Annotated in this window: 11 protein-coding genes; 4 read left to right on the top strand and 7 right to left on the bottom strand. The window is 61.3% G+C overall.

Going from position 1 to position 15585, the window contains the following annotated elements; translation table 11 throughout:
• Positions 1-172 precede the first annotated feature (172 nt).
• Positions 173-679 carry a peptidylprolyl isomerase gene (locus KVG85_RS03845; protein ID WP_076567676.1) on the top strand — a complete coding sequence of 169 codons (507 nt, stop codon included), beginning with the start codon at positions 173-175 and terminating at the stop codon, positions 677-679.
• Positions 676-1422: a UDP-2,3-diacylglucosamine diphosphatase gene (lpxH, locus tag KVG85_RS03840; RefSeq protein ID WP_217863022.1), complete on the top strand. Its 747-nt coding sequence runs from the start codon at positions 676-678 to the stop codon at positions 1420-1422. Before KVG85_RS03845 ends, lpxH begins: the two co-directional genes overlap by 4 nt.
• A gap of 180 nt (positions 1423-1602) precedes the next feature.
• Here lpxH and KVG85_RS03835 read toward each other — a convergent pair whose 3' ends face one another.
• From KVG85_RS03835 to KVG85_RS03805, 7 genes are all read right to left on the bottom strand, one after another.
• The gene (locus KVG85_RS03835) at positions 1603-3132 is read right to left on the bottom strand and encodes a DHA2 family efflux MFS transporter permease subunit (RefSeq protein ID WP_024013426.1); all 1530 of its coding nucleotides are present in this window, start codon (positions 3130-3132) and stop codon (positions 1603-1605) included.
• Between the two features lie 239 nt (positions 3133-3371).
• Entirely contained in the window at positions 3372-4574 is a 1203-nt protein-coding gene (locus KVG85_RS03830) for an HlyD family secretion protein (RefSeq protein WP_217863021.1), read from the bottom strand.
• Between the two features lie 15 nt (positions 4575-4589).
• Positions 4590-6059 (bottom strand): efflux transporter outer membrane subunit, encoded by a 1470-nt coding sequence (locus tag KVG85_RS03825; RefSeq protein ID WP_217863020.1) that lies wholly within the window; start codon positions 6057-6059, stop codon positions 4590-4592.
• Positions 6049-6531, bottom strand: a complete 483-nt coding sequence (locus KVG85_RS03820) for a MarR family winged helix-turn-helix transcriptional regulator (RefSeq protein WP_217863019.1) — start codon at positions 6529-6531, stop codon at positions 6049-6051. The genes KVG85_RS03825 and KVG85_RS03820 overlap by 11 nt, the downstream gene beginning before the upstream one ends.
• A gap of 248 nt (positions 6532-6779) precedes the next feature.
• A complete protein-coding gene (locus KVG85_RS03815) occupies positions 6780-10454 on the bottom strand; it encodes a translocation/assembly module TamB domain-containing protein (protein ID WP_217863018.1) in 3675 nt (1224 codons plus the stop codon).
• Entirely contained in the window at positions 10451-12178 is a 1728-nt protein-coding gene (locus tag KVG85_RS03810; protein ID WP_217863017.1) for an autotransporter assembly complex protein TamA, read from the bottom strand. The genes KVG85_RS03815 and KVG85_RS03810 overlap by 4 nt, the downstream gene beginning before the upstream one ends.
• 66 nt (positions 12179-12244) lie before the next feature.
• A complete protein-coding gene (locus KVG85_RS03805) occupies positions 12245-12895 on the bottom strand; it encodes a GNAT family N-acetyltransferase (protein ID WP_016775303.1) in 651 nt (216 codons plus the stop codon).
• Between the two features lie 260 nt (positions 12896-13155).
• Between KVG85_RS03805 and xthA the strand changes: the two genes are divergently transcribed.
• Both xthA and KVG85_RS03795 read left to right on the top strand, forming a co-directional pair.
• Positions 13156-13968, top strand: a complete 813-nt coding sequence (gene xthA, locus KVG85_RS03800) for an exodeoxyribonuclease III (protein WP_071172918.1) — start codon at positions 13156-13158, stop codon at positions 13966-13968.
• 168 nt (positions 13969-14136) lie between these two features.
• The gene (locus tag KVG85_RS03795) at positions 14137-15471 is read left to right on the top strand and encodes a substrate-binding domain-containing protein (protein WP_217863016.1); all 1335 of its coding nucleotides are present in this window, start codon (positions 14137-14139) and stop codon (positions 15469-15471) included.
• The last annotated feature ends 114 nt before the right edge of the window (positions 15472-15585 follow it).

Below are 15585 nucleotides of genomic sequence, written 5' to 3'. Positions count from 1 at the left end.
GGGCCTGACAGAGCAGCTCTTATAAAGGCACGCATTTAATCGCCGGGAAATGAAAAACCGCCTCGAAATTCGCGCCTGTCACGCTAAACTGCGCACCTTGGCCGAAGCAGGCTGAACCGGTTGTGGGGCTCAATGTCCCAGAACCACGAATTCCCTATGAAGAGTAATGACCATGACTCAAGTCAAACTGACCACCAACCATGGCGACATCGTCATCGAACTGAACGCTGAAAAGGCGCCGATCACCGTTGCCAACTTCATCGAGTACGTCAACGCCGGTCACTACACCAACACCGTATTCCACCGCGTCATCGGTAACTTCATGATCCAGGGCGGCGGTTTCGAGCCAGGCATGAAAGAGAAGAAAGACAAGCGTCCAAGCATCCAGAACGAAGCGGACAACGGTCTCTCCAACGACAAATACACCGTCGCCATGGCCCGCACCATGGAGCCGCATTCGGCATCGGCGCAGTTCTTCATCAACGTCGCCGACAACACCTTCCTCAACCACAGCGGTAAGAACGTGCAGGGCTGGGGCTACGCGGTATTCGGTAAAGTCACCGCCGGCACCGACGTTGTCGACAAGATCAAAGGCGTGTCGACCACTTCCAAGGCCGGCCACCAGGACGTACCCGCAGACGACGTGATCATCGAGAAAGCCGAGATCATCGCAGCGTGATATTGCTGATTTCAGACTTGCATCTGGAAGAGGAGCGCCCGGACATTACCCGGGCGTTTCTGGATTTGCTCGCCGGACGCGCCCGCTCGGCGAGTGCGTTGTACATCCTCGGCGACTTCTTCGAGGCATGGATTGGCGACGACGCCATGACGCCCTTTCAGCGTTCCATCTGCCAGGCCCTGCGCAATTTGAGCGACAGCGGCACGGCCATATTCCTGATGCACGGCAATCGCGATTTCATGCTCGGCAAGGCCTTCTGCAAACAGGCCGGCTGCACCTTGCTGAAGGATCCGAGTGTCGTGCAGTTCTACGGCGAGCCAGTGCTGCTGATGCACGGCGACAGCCTGTGCACCCGCGACGTTGGCTACATGAAACTGCGCCGCTACCTGCGCAACCCGATCACCCTGTTCATCCTCCGTCATCTGCCGCTGAGCAGCCGCCACAAACTGGCGCGCAAGCTACGCAGCGAAAGCCGCGCACAGACGCGGATGAAGGCCAATGACATTGTCGATGTCACCCCGGAAGAGATTCCGCGAGTGATGCACGAATTCGGCGTGAAGACTCTGATCCACGGCCACACCCACCGCCCGGCAATTCACAAGTTGCAGCTTGGTGAACAAGCGGCGAAGCGGATTGTGCTGGGGGATTGGGATCGTCAGGGTTGGGCGCTGCAGGTGGATGAGAGCGGGTATGCCCTGGCGCCATTCGATTTCGCCCCGCCACTGGCTTTGCCGCACGGCTAAAAGCTTTACCCCCTCACCCCAGCCCTCTCCCCCAGGGGGGCGAGGGGGGAAAGGGAGCCGATCTTCATGCTATCCAAACCTGAGTTCGACTGATGTCTGGCAGGTCGATATCTACCGAACATCCACCGCGGTCAGTCCCCTCTCCCTCCGGGAGAGGGTTAGGGTGAGGGGCTCTTGATTCTAGTGCCCCGAAGCTGCCGGCCCGGCCTTGGCGGCAAACGGCGGCTTAGCCAGCCACACAATCAGAATCAACCCCATGAATCCCCAGCCCAGCAACGTGAAGTAATCCACGGTGGAGAGCATGTACGCCTGGCTGGTGAGGATCTGATCCATCTGCGCATACGCCGACTGACTCGCCCCACCCAACTGATTCAAGGTCTCGCGGGTGGCAGGCTCAAATGTGCTGATGCTCTCGCTCATATACGCATGATGCTGATCGGCCCGGCGAATCCAGATCCAGGTGGTCAGCGAGGCCGCGAAGCTGCCGCCCAGTGTCCGCAGGAAAGTCGCCAGGCCTGCGCCGTCAGCGATCTGGCTTGGCGGCAAGTCCGACATCAGAATGCTCAGGGTCGGCATGAAGAACAGCGCCACGCCGATGCCCATGAACAACTGCACCAGCGCAATGTGCTGGAAGTCGACTTCGTTGGTGAACTCGGCACGCATGAAGCAGCTCAGGCCAATCGCCAGAAACGCAATGCCGGCGAGCAGACGCAGGTCGAACTTGTGCGCGTATTTGCCGACAAATGGCGACAGCAACACCGGCAGAATCCCGATCGGCGCCACGGCAAGTCCAGCCCAGGTCGCGGTGTAGCCCATTTGCGTCTGCAACCACTGCGGCAGGATCAGGTTGATGCCGAAGAACCCGGCATAACCCAGCACCAGCACGAGCGTGCCGATGCGGAAGTTGCGATGGGCGAACAGGCGCAGGTTGACCACCGGATGGCGGTCGGTCATTTCCCAGATCACGAACACCGCCAGGGCGACCACGGAAATCGCCGCGCCGACGATGATGAAATTCGACTCGAACCAGTCCAGGTCATTGCCCTTGTCGAGGATCACCTGCAACGCGCCGACACCAATGATCAGCGTGATCAGGCCGACATAATCCATCGGCTGGCGACTGGTCACCACCGGCCGTTTCGCCAGTTGCGAACGCACCACCATCACCGCAAAGATGCCGATCGGCACGTTGATAAAGAAGATCCAAGGCCAGCTGTAACTGTCGGTGATCCAGCCGCCGAGAATCGGCCCTGCAATGGGCGCGACCACCGTGACCATCGCCAGCAGCGCCAGGGCCATCCCGCGTTTCGCCGGCGGATACACCGCGATCAGCAGGGTCTGCGTCATCGGGTACAGCGGCCCGGCGACCAGGCCTTGCAGCACGCGAAAGCCGATCAGCTCAGGCATCGAAGTCGAGATACCGCAGAGAAACGACGCCAGCACGAACAGCATCGTCGCCCACAGAAATAGCTTCACCTCGCCGAAGCGGCGGCTTAGCCAACCGGTCAGTGGCAGCGCAATTGCGTTGCTCACGGCGAACGAGGTGATGACCCAGGTGCCCTGCTCCGAACTCACCCCGAGGTTGCCGGAAATCGTCGGCAACGCCACGTTGGCGATGGTCGTGTCGAGCACTTGCATGAACGTCGCCAGCGACAGGCCGATGGTGCTGAGCAACAGGCTGGGCGGCGTGAAAGAAGCGTTATTGCTCATTGTGAATCCTATGAAACCTGATGGTCGCTGCGGCCTGATGAACACAGCCGGCCCTGTGGTAGCAGGCCCTTGTGGCGAGGGGATTTATCTGTGGCGAGGGGATTTATCCCCGCTGGGTCGCGAAGCGGCCCCCTCTTTTGGCTCAGGAAAAACGGGCCTGCTGCGCAGTCCAGCGGGGATAAATCCCCTCGCCACAGATAACTCCTCACCACAGAGCCTGCTTCTGATCCGGTGTGCTCTCAGCGCTGTGCGGTCTTGCCTGCTGCTGCGCTGTTGTCGTGAATCAACTGGGCAATCATCGCCTCCGCCTCGGCCAGTTGGCGTTCGTAGACGTTGGTGCTGAACGAGGCCTTTTGCGGCGGTTGCTGGGCCAGTACCGGGCCGCTCTGGTCGTGCAGATTGACCTCGACATTGGTCGACAGACCGACACGCAGCGGGTGCCTGGCCAGCTCTTCGGCATTGATGTGGATACGCACCGGCACACGCTGAACAATCTTGATCCAGTTACCGGTGGCGTTCTGTGCCGGCAGCAAGGCAAATGCGCTGCCGGTACCGGCGCCGAGGCTGTCGACGGTGCCGCTGTATTTCACATCGCTGCCGTAAATATCGGCCTCGATATCCACTGGCTGGCCGATGCGCATGTCACGCAGTTGGGTTTCCTTGAAGTTGGCGTCGATCCACAGCTGATCCAGCGGAATCACCGCCATCAACGCGGTGCCCGGCTGCACGCGCTGACCGAGTTGCACAGTGCGCTTGGCAACGTAACCGGTGACCGGCGCGATCAAGGTGCTGCGGGCATTGGTCAGGTAGGCCTGACGCAGATCGGCAGCCGCCGACATTACGTCCGGATGCGACGAGACCACGGTGTCGTCGACCAGTGCGCTGGTGGTTTTCAGTTGCTGTTTGGCGTTAGCCAAGGCGTTCTGCGCCGAGGTCAGGTCGTCGCGGGCGTGGGACAGCTCTTCCTGGGAAATCGCCCCGCCCTGGGCGAGATTTTTCCGCCGGTTGTAGTTGTCCTGGGCCTTCTGCACTTCGGCCTGCTGCGCGTTGACCTGGGCTTTCATGCCGTCGACGTTGCTATACAGGCCGCGCACCTGACGCACAGTGCGCGCCAGTTTGGCCTTGGCACTTTGCAGGCCGACTTCGGCATCGTTGGGGTCGAAGTTGACCAGCACCTGGCCTTCCTGGACCAGATCCCCGTCATCGGCGCCGATGCTGACCACGGTGCCGGTGACCAGCGGTGTGATCTCTACCACGTTGCCGTTGACGTAGGCATCGTCGGTGCTTTCGTTAAAGCGCCCGATGAACTCGTGATAGGCCCAGACGCCGGCAATGGCGAGCAGGACGACCACGGCGAGGGCCAGCAGCATCACCTTGCGTTTGCGCGGGTTGCCGGTGTCCGGGGTGTTGTCTTGAGCTTGGGTGTTTTCGGCAGTGGCCATGACAAATACCTTGAATTAATGGTGCGACGAGGCGGGGCTGGCGTTGGCTGCGTTCAGGTTTTCACCCTGAAAGCCGCCGCCCAGCGCTTGCATCAGTTGAATCGACAGGTCGATCTGCTCGGCATTGAGGGTCGCCAGTTGACGCTGGGCCTGGAGCAATTGCTGCTCGATGCTGAGCACGTCCAGGTAGTTGCCGATACCGGAACCGTAACGCTGGACGACGGTGTTGTAAGAATCCTGAGCGATGTCGGTGGCATGTTGCTGCGCGCCGATCTGCCGGCCGATATCGCGCAGCTGGTTGATGGTATCGCCGACATCACCCAGGGCTTTGACCAGGCTCTTGTTGTACTGCGCCACCGCCAGATCGTAATCGGCGTCGCGGGCATCGAGGTTGGCGCGCAAGCGTCCGCCATCGAAAATCGGCAGCGACACGGTCGGCGCGATGTTGAAGAAGCGGCTGGCCGAACCGAACATCGCATCACCCAGCAACGACTCGGCGCCGGCCGAGGCCGATAGATTGAGGTTGGGATAGAAACGGGTTTTCGCCGCATCGATGTCTTTGCTCGCCGCCTCGACACGCCAGCGCGCCGCGACCAGATCCGGGCGGCGGCCGAGCAGTTCCGCCGGCAACACCGACGGCACCGCCACGGCGCTGGCTTGCAGAACTTTCGGTCGAGCGATTTCGTTGCCACGATCCGGGCCTTTGCCGAGCAATACCGCCAAGGCGATTTTCGCGCTGTTCAGGCGTTTTTCCGCGTCGATCAGGCTGGCCTGAGAACTGGCTTCCAGACTCTGGGTTTGCTGAAACTGATACTGGCTGTCGATTCCCGAGCTCAAGCGGCGCTGGCTGAGGTCGAGCATTTGCCGGGTGCGCTTGAGGTCCTCGCTGGCAAGGTCGTAAACGATGTGCGCCTGACCGAGATCGCTATACGCACGGGCGACGTCAGCGGCAAGTGTCAGCTGCGCGGCCTGACGGTCGACTTCAGCAGCGCGGGCCTCGCCGAGCGCGGCTTCCCAGGCATCGCGCTGACCGCCCCACAAATCGAAGTTGTAATTGAAACCGGCGCTGACATTGCGCACCGTCGCATAAGCCCCGCCCTGCCCCAACGGATCCTGATCACGGGCCAGACGCGAACGGCTGATGCCGGCGCTGGCGTCGAGGGTCGGATAGCGCTCGGCATCGGCGGCATACGCTGCCGCACTGGCCTGGTGGGCGCGGGCTTCGGCGATCTGCATGTCCGGGCTGTCGTGCAGGGCTTCACGGATTAGGCCGTCGAGCTGCGGATCGCCGAGGCTGCTCCACCAATCGCTTTTCGGCCACGCCGCTGGCGACAGGGTGACGCCTTGCAGAGACTGCGCTGTCTTCAATTGCGCGGCGTCGAGGCGCTGGCCTTCGGTGTCGAGGCCGCTGTAATTGGCGCAACCGGCGAGGATCATCGCCGACAGCAACAGCGTCATGCTGCTGCGCATGATTTCAGCGTTCATTGTGTTCACCCAAACGCTGGACGGTGATCGGGTCACCGGCGGCCAGCAGGATTTTCTTGAGGATGTATTCCAGGGTTTTCAGCTCTTCGCGGGAGATCGCGCCGGCCAGCTCATTCATCGCATCAGCACCGATCTGCGGCAGGCGATCGGTCAACTGCTGACCCTGTTCGGTCAGCTTCAACTGCACCTGACGGCGGTCATCTTCGCTGCGTTGGCGGATCAGGAAGCCCTTCTGCTCCAGACGATCGAGCATGCGCGTCATCGACCCGCTGTCCAGCGACAGATGGCGGCACAGCTCGGCCGGGGTATCGACGCCGAACTGGGCCATGATGATCAACACCTTGAACTGCGCGGCGGTGATGCCGTGGGGTTCCATGTGGGTGTCGATGATCCGGTCCTTGAGCAACGCGGCACGGCCGAGCAACAGGCCGAGGTGGCAATGTTTGAATTCTTCCGGGGTGAAATGCTTCATGGGTCGACCTGATAACTGCCTAGGCAGTGAATGTATGTCGAGATGTTACTGCTTAGGCAGCGAATGTCAACGCAATAGTTAGGGGGCTTTGTAATTAGTCACTGACCGGTCACGCTGAATCGTTCCCACGCTCCGCGTAGGAATGCAGCCGGGGACGCTCTGCGTCCATTTTTGAGAGCGGGGACGCAGAGCGTCCCTTGAGGCATTCCCACGCAGAGCGTGGGAACGATCATTGAAGGGAGCGAGAGCTAGAAATCCCGCTTGTAGAAGATATCCAGCGAGCTCGCCACGCCGCTCGCCGCTTCGACGTAGACCTTCTTGCTCAGCTTGTAGCGCAAGGCGATGGTGCTGGCCGGTTCGAAGACGCCGACGCCGTAGCGCAGGCTGAGTTTTTCCGAGATGTTGCCGCTGGCGACGACGCTGGTGTCGTTGCCGCTGCCTTGGGTGTCGAGTTGGAAGTCCTGAATACCCAGATCCTTGGCCAGGCCGCTGGTGATCCCGGCGCTGCCCATCAGACCCAGACCCAATGCCGCTTGCGCGAGCATGTTGTTGTCTTCGCCACTGGTGCTCAACGGACGGCCCAGTACCAGGTACGACAGCGCCTGCTCCTGACTCATGGCCGGTTCGGAGAAGATCTGCGTGGTCGGTTGTTCGGCGCTGCCGCTCAGGCGAATACCGGCGATGACGTCGTCGGTCTGGCGGATCGCTTCGATGTCCAGATACGGCTGGTCGATGGGACCGGCGAACAACAGACGCGCGCGACGCACCGTCAGGCGCTGGCCGTAGGCGCGATAGCGGCCGTCGTTGAGCCACAGTTCACCACGGGTGTCCATGTTGTCGCCGATGTGCACCTGACCCTGCAGGTTGGCGGTCAGGCCAAAACCGGCGAAGCTCAGCTTGTCCTGGCCGACGATCACGTCGATGTCCATTTTCATCGCGATCGGTGGTTTGCCCTCCTCGGTCTGCGCGCCAACGATGATCGTGTCGTCGGAAACTTTCACCGTCGAAGGCGGCAGTTCGCGCACGGTGATTTCGCCTTTCGGCACGAGTACCCTGCCAGCAACTTTCAGCTCATCGCCGGCCATGGAAATTTTCAGATCCGGAGCCATTTCCAGTTTGGCGTAGGGCTCGACGCTGACTGGCAATTGCGTGCCCTTGAGCGCCAGATCGACCACCAGTGCCTGACCCCAGGCTACGTTGCCGTTGAGGCTGCCCTTGCCAGTCTTGCCGCTGTCCCAGCCACCGTCCAGGCGCACCGATTCGCCGGCGATCGCCGCCGTCAGTTGCAGGTTCTGCAGCTCCAGCGGCAGTTCGGCGCCGGACACTTCGCCATCGCTGAGCTGCACAGTGCCGTTGACCAATGGCGCGAGCAGGCCACCGGAAATAGTGCCGCTGCCGTTGAGCCGGCCAGTGAGTTTTTCCACCATCGGCACGAACGGCCGCGCCACCGACAGATCGAGGCCGGAAAGGCGGAACGAACCGCTCAGCGGTTTGTTTTTCGGTAGCGGATTGAGCTGCGCCTGGACCAGCAATTCGCCGAGTTTGCCGCCGACAAAATTGAGCTCGGTGTCGACGCGCTTGGGCGTGAGCTTGCTGCTGAGTTTGAGGGTCTGGTAGGGGAAATCCAGCCACTGATCCTTGTCGCGCACGCGCAGGGTGCCGCCGCTGGCATCGACACTGACCACGCCGTTGGGGCCGCTCGCCGGCAGGTCCAGTTGCAGATCGGCGTTGAGTCGGCCCTGCCAGGCGAAGTCCTTGGGCAGCCACTGCGCAAGGCTTTCGATCGGGAATTGCTTGAGGTGATAACGCAGCTTCGGCTCGGGCATCAGGCGCTGGTCTTCGCCACACAGGCTGGCATTGCCGGACAGCCAGCAATGCGCGCCGAAATTGATCTGGCCGTCCGCAAGGCGTTCCAGCTTGGCCGGGCTTTGCAGCTTCCAGTCCTGGCCACCGGCCTGAATGTCACCACTGGCCAAGCGTCCGCGCCAGTTGCCCTTGTCGAGATTGCCGTCCAGACCCAGCGCCAGTTTCAGCTTCGGTCCGATCAGGTCAAGGTTGAGTTTCTGGCTTTTGATATCGCCCTGAGCACTGGCGGTCAGGGTGCCCAACGAGGTGTCGCCGGTCTGAATGCCGCTGCCTTTGAGATTGATCTTCGCTCGTTGCGCGCTGTCGAGGGTGGCGTCGAGGTTGAGGCTTTGCAGGCGATTGTCCTGAAAGGCCAGTTGCGAACCTTGCAGATCGAGCTTGCCCTGCGGCGCCTTCAGCGTACCGGCGACGTTGACCTGACCGTTGACCTGCCCGCGCAACTGCGGCCACAACTGCGCGAGACGCGGCAGCTTGATGTCGATCTGCCCGCCGAGTTTGTCCTGCAGGCTGCCCTTGCCGCTGATGCTGTTATCGCCGAGGCGGATTTGCAGGGCATTGAGGTTCCACCGCTCGCCCGCGCCGTCAGCCTTGGCTTGCAGGATTGCCGGTTGGCCGCGCAGTTTGCCTTTGAGGTCGAGGTCGGCGCTGAGGCTGAGCTGATCATTCTTCATCTCGCCTTTGCTCTGCAACGGCCCGGCCAGGGTGCCCGGCAGTTCGGCGACCCAGTACGCCGGGTTGAGCGCCGACAGGTCCAGCGCGGTATCCCAGGCGATGCCGTCGGCGAAGCGCACATTGACGTGCCCTTCGGCCTTGCCCTGCCCGGCCTGCATGACCAGTTGCGGCAAGGCGATCTGTTCGAGGCTGCCGCTGAACGGGCTGCTTAAAGTGAACGCCCCCGCCGGGCCATCCAGCGCAGCGTCGAAGTTGCCGAGGTACTGGCCGTCGGTGTAGGACACTTCGCCAGTGAAGGTACGTAGCGTGACTTGCGGTTCGTCGATTTCCGGATAGAGCCGATGCCACGGGAAGTCTTGCCAGTTGATATTGGCCTGAGCGCTGACGCCCTTGCTCCAGTCGACACTGCCAGTGAGCTTGAAGGTTTGCGTGTCATTGGCGTTGAGATCGAGGCCGGCGATCTGCGCGCCGTTGGCGTCGACCTTGCCTTTGAGCAGCAGCGCCACTGGCGATTTTTCCGCGGGCAGCATGGCATTGCCGAGCAACTGGTAACCGTTTTTCAGGTCGCCTTCGCCGGTCAATACCAACTGGTTGAATTGCAGAGTGTCCGGCAGATCGGCGCTCGGCTTGAACGCGTCGCTGGTGATGCGCAGCTTGGCCGGCAGGTTTTCCGCCAGCGCTTGCAACTCGCCGCTCAGCTGGCCGTCGAGGTAGCCACGGCTGTCGGCGTGCAGGTTGAGGGTTTTCAGCAGATCGCCTTCAACTTTCAGCGCCAGCGCCCACGGCTCACTTCCGGGTGCAGGCAAGGTCAGATCACCCTGAATAGTCAGCGGCCAATTACCGCTCGGTTGCAGCAGGCCGGACAGGTTCAGACTGAGTTCGTCGCGCTGCAACTTCACGCTGTCGATCTGCAAACCCTGAGCGGTCCAGTGCGCCGCCAGTTGCAAGCCCTTGAGCTGTTCGCTGCCGTTGAACAACAGGCTGCCCACCTCGACATCGCCCAGTTCAATGGCCAACGGCAATTGCAGATCGGGGAGTTTGATCGGGCCGCTCTCGGTGGTTTCTTCGCTCGGCGGGAATTGCAGGATCACCTGCTCGGCCTTGAGCTGATCGATGCACAAGGTCATGCGCGTCAGGCACAGCGGCGACCAGGCAAAGATCGCCTTGTTCAGCTCGACGCGGCTGGTGTCTTGCTGCCAAACCAGGTGATCGGCACTCCATTGGCCAGCGAGGCGACCGTGGAAATTCTCCACGCTCAGGCCCGGCACCAGGCCCAGCGCCCAACGACTGCCGGCCTGCGTGCCAAGCAGTGCGGCCAGGCTCAAGACAATCAACACGACCAGCGCCAACAGCGTCAGCGCCGTAATTTTCACACCACGCTTCACAGCTCAGGCCCCATGGAAAAGTGCAGCCGGATGCCGCCGTCGTCGTCCAGCGCGTGGGCCAGGTCAAGGCGGATCGGCCCGACCGGCGAGACCCAGCGCACACCTACACCGACCCCGGTCTTGAGGTCGGGCAGTTCGAGTTTGTTGAAAGAGTTGCCTTGGTCGACGAACGTCGCGACCCGCCATTTTTCGGCGATCGAGTATTGATACTCGACGCTGCCGGCCACCATGTAGCGACCGCCAATCCGTTTACCATCGGAATTTTTCGGCGACAGGCTCTGATAGTCGTAACCGCGCACGCTCTGATCGCCACCGGCAAAAAAGCGCAGCGATGGCGGAATCGAGTTGTAGCCGTTGGTGGCGCTGCCGCCGACCTGCACACGGCCGAGCAAGCGATGCTTGTCGAACACCGTGGTCAGGCCTTTGACCAGCGCGGTGCCATATAAAAGGTTGTTGTCCGAACCGAGGCCTTCCTTGGCCACTTTGCTTTCGAAGCTCAGGCGATAGCCGTTGCGCGGGTCGATGCGGTTGTCGCTTTTGAGGTACGAATAACTGATGCCGGGCATGAGCAACGTGCTCAGGCCGGAGTCGTCGCCGAGTTCGTATTCTTCACGTTGCCATTTCAGCGAGATCACCCGCTGCCAGCCGCTGGGCAACTTGCTGTGCCATTCCGGGCCGAAGGTCAGCAGCTTGCTGAGGGTGTCGGAGCCTTCGATGTCTTCGAACTGATAGCCGCCGGCCCAGCGCAGTTTGTCGGTCAGTGGTGGGTCGAGCGGGATGTCGTAGAACAGCCCGACGTTCTGCCGGGGCGCCGAGAGTTCGGCCTCCCAGCCATAGCTGTCGCCCTGCGGGTTGACCCAGTGGCGCGTCCAGTTGGCCTTGATCCGTGGCCCGACGTCGGTCGAATAACCGAGGCCTAGACCCATGGTGCGCGGCTTGCGCGTGTCGAGTTTGACGGCGACCGGAATCACATCGTTCTGCGCTGCCGTCGGTGCCGCGTCGACGCGCACGCCTTCGAAATAGCCGCTCGATTGCAGGTCGCGGTTGAGTTCGGCGATCAGTTCCGAATCATAAGGCTCGCCTGCCTTGAACGGCACCATGCGTTGCAGCAGGTCTTCGTCGAACGGCGTGTCGCCCTCGAAACTGACTTTGCCCAGCGCATAACGCGGGCCGCTGTCGTAGATCAATTCGATGTCGGCCACGCCCGCGCGCGGATCGACCATGAGTTTCTGGCTGGTGAAATGACCGCTGAAGTAACCGAAGCGCGAGGCCTGGTTCTGGATCACCCGTTTGGCGTCTTCGTAACGGCCATGGTTGAGCACGGCGCCGGACTTGAGCAGATCGCTTTTCGGTACGCGAAAGGATTTCAGCGAGGCCGCCGGGCCGTCGACGCGCACAGTGACGTTGCGCAGGCGAATCGGCTCGCCGGGATCGATGTTCAGCACCAGACGCGGTTTTTTCCCGCCCTTGACGTCACTGTCGATCTGCGGCTGGTAGTAGCCCAACGCCTGCGCCGCTTTGCGCGCCTGCTCTTCGGCACCGCGACTGAAACGCAGCAAGGCTTCTTCGTCGCGATCGCCGAGGCTGCCGATATAGCCTTCTATATTGGCCTTGAGTTCATCGTTGGACGGCTTGATCCGTACATCCAATTCACTTTGCGCCAGCGCCGCGCAGCTGGATAACAGCATCAGCACGCCGCTGGTAAATCTTCGTGGAAACTTCATAGGCGCGGATGCTATCACGGGCTCGGGAGCCTGATAGAACAGGTAATTTGTGAAGAAGTTCGATCGCTATCCCGTTGCTGTTTGCAACACCTGCGGATTGGCGTGGAAAAATACGTGTTCGCGCACCGGCCCGACGGCAACCTCGCCGATCTCCTGATAACCCTGCCTTTTATAGAATTCCAGGTAGCGGGGGTTGCCGGTGTCGAGCACCACCCCTTGCGAGGTTTCATCGACCGCGCACCAGTTGTGCACGGCGGTGAGCAACTGTTCGCCGTAGTGCTTGCCCTGAAACTGCGGATGCACACCAAGCAACGGCAGCATGTGCACCGAGTCACCCGGCACGCATGCAGCAACGGCATCGTGGTATTCCAGATAACGCCGGGTGCAGCGAAAACCGGTGCTGAGCACCATGCGCAAGCGCCACGCCCAGCTTTCGGTAACGCCCAGGCGGCGTTGCGGCGGTGCGATCAGGGCAATGCCGATCAAGCGGTCGTTGACCAGCAGGCCGATCGCCGGCAGGTCCTGGAGAAAATGCTGTTTGACCAACTCGCGCACCGTGGCGCGTACGCGTTGTTCATAGCCGGGACGTTCGGCTTCGAACAGGTAGCCGAAGGTCGGCTCGTGGCGATAGGCCTGATACAGCAACGAGCGGGCTTCGCGTGAATAGCCGCGGTCGAGCATGTGGATGTCGGCAACGGCGGACTGGGTTTCAGGCATTGCAGTGATTCTCCCCGGGGGCGCGCTCGGAGGCTGGCGCGCTTGTTGGTACGAACCTTGGGCGGATGTGGTGGTTCCCCTGACAGGTATAGACCAAGTCGGGATCTTCATCGATCTTGCCGGCCTCTTCGCGAGCAGGCTCGCTCCCACAGAGGCGCTGCATAGGGCATCACAAATCCCACAGGCCAAAATGATTTGTCCCACACTGGCCCATCTCCCCCATGTCAGCTAGCATCGCCCTTTTGCCAGGACTGCCGACCATGAAGATTGTTTCCTTCAACATCAACGGACTGCGTGCCCGTCCGCATCAGCTGGCAGCGCTGATCGAAAAACATCAGCCCGACGTGATCGGCCTGCAGGAAACCAAGGTCCACGACGACCAGTTCCCCCACGAAGACATCCGCGCCCTCGGCTACCACGTGCACTTCCATGGCCAGAAGGGCCATTACGGTGTCGCCCTGCTCTCGCGCAACGAACCGATCGCCATCCATAAAGGCTTCGCCACCGATGAAGAAGACGCGCAACGGCGCTTTATCTGGGGCACTTTTGCCGATGCCAACGGCGTGCCGGTGACGATCATGAACGGCTATTTCCCACAAGGTGAAAGCCGCGACCACCCAACCAAATTCCCCGCCAAGGAGCGTTTCTACAGCGATCTGCAAGCGCTGCTGGAAAGCCAGTTCCACAATGAACAGCCACTGGTGGTGATGGGCGATGTGAACATTTCCCCGGAAGACTGCGACATCGGCATCGGCCCGGACAACATGAAGCGCTGGCTGAAAACCGGCAAATGCAGCTTCCTGCCGGAAGAACGCGAGTGGATGGCGCGCCTGAAGAACTGGGGCCTGACCGACAGCTATCGGCACCTCAACCCCGACGTGAGCGACATGTTCAGCTGGTTCGACTATCGCAGCCGTGGCTTTGAAGATGAACCCAAACGCGGCCTGCGCATCGATGTGATTCTGGCGTCCCATGGCCTGCTGCCACGGGTCAAGGATGCCGGCGTGGACTACGAACTGCGCGGCATGGAAAAACCCTCGGACCATGCGCCGATCTGGCTTGAATTGAGCTAAAAGCAAAAGATCGCAGCCTTCGGCAGCTCCTACATTTGGAATGCATTTTCCCTGTAGGAGTTGCCGAAGGCTCGGGCCGCGTTCGGACGATCTTTTGATCTGTCATATTTCGGTCACGCGCCTGACTTAATCTCCCCGGCAATCCCCTTGGCTTGATTCGGTGCCGGCATGACCCTGCGTGTTCTCTGCGTTTTCCTGTTGAGTGGCTGGCTGTCGGTGTCCGCCGCCGCCCTGCCGATCCCCGAAAACGGCCCGGCATTGCGCATTCAGGGCTCCAACACCATCGGCGCCGAACTCGGCCCGGCGCTGGTCGAAGGCCTGTTGCAGGAACAAGGCCTGCTGAAAATCCACCGCGAGACCCCGGACACCGCCAACGAACAACGCATCGTCGGCCAGACCGCACAAGGGCAACGCGTGATCATCGAAGTCGCCGCTCACGGTTCCAGCACCGGTTTCGCTGCGTTGAAAAACGCCAGCGCCGATCTGGCCGCCTCTTCCCGCGAGATCAAGGACAGCGAGCTGCTCGCCCTGCAAACCCTCGGCGATCTGAAAAGTCCGGCAGCCGAGCAAGTCATTGCCATCGACGGCCTGGCGATCATCCTCAACCCGGCCAATCCGTTACAGCAGTTGAACACCGAGCAACTGGCGCGGATTTTTGCCGGCGAAGTGAAAACCTGGGAAGAGCTCGGTAGCCGTGGCGGCGCCATTCATTTGTATGCGCGGGATGATCAGTCCGGGACGTACGACACGTTCAAGGAACTGGTCCTGAGCCGGCGTGGGAAAAGTCTCAGCAGCGCGGCGAAACGTTTCGAATCCAGCGAGCAATTGTCCGACGCGGTCAGCGCCGATCCGCAAGGTATCGGCTTCATCGGCTTGCCTTACGTGCGTCAGGCCAAAGCCGTGGCGATTGCCGACGGCGCCTCGCAAGCGATGCTGCCGCTGAACAGTCTGATCGCCACCGAAGATTATCCGCTGTCGCGGCGCTTGTTCTTTTATCTGCCGCCGGGCAGCCAGAATCCGTGGGCGCAGGCCTTGGCCCGCTTTGCCCAGAGCCAAGGCGGTCAGGCGATCGTCGCGACTAGCGGCTTTGTAAGCCAGACCGTACAAGCCATGAGCGTGACGCCGAATGCGCTGATGCCCGAGGGTTATCAATCTCTCAGCCGGCATGCCCAGCGTCTGACAGTGAATTTCCGTTTTGCCGAGGGCAGCGCCAGTCTGGACAACAAGGCGCGGCAGGATCTGGCGCGGGTGCTCGACTATATAAAGCGCAATGGCAAGACCGAGCGGGCGGTGACGCTGGTGGGGTTTGGTGATTTGAAGGATGACCCGGCGCGGGCTGATCTGCTGTCGAAGCTGCGAGCGATGGCGGTGCGGCGCGAGCTGGTCAAAAACGGTGTGGTCATGCGCGAGGTGCGTGGCTTTGGCGCGCTGATGCCGGTGGCGACCAACAGCGCGGATGAAGGGCGGATCAAGAATCGGCGGGTTGAGGTTTGGGTGTATTGATCCTGATGTCGATGTGCTGAATGTGCAGGCCCTTTCGCGAGCAGGCTCGCTCCCACATTGGATCTGTGGCGTGCACAAATCTTGTGGGAGCGAGCCTGCTCGCGAATGAGGCGA

It is taken from the genome of Pseudomonas triticicola (assembly GCF_019145375.1).
Taxonomy (GTDB): Bacteria; Pseudomonadota; Gammaproteobacteria; order Pseudomonadales; family Pseudomonadaceae; genus Aquipseudomonas; species Aquipseudomonas triticicola.
The sequence above is the reverse complement of the archived record's forward strand: the minus strand, read 5'-3'. Positions and strand labels throughout refer to the sequence as shown.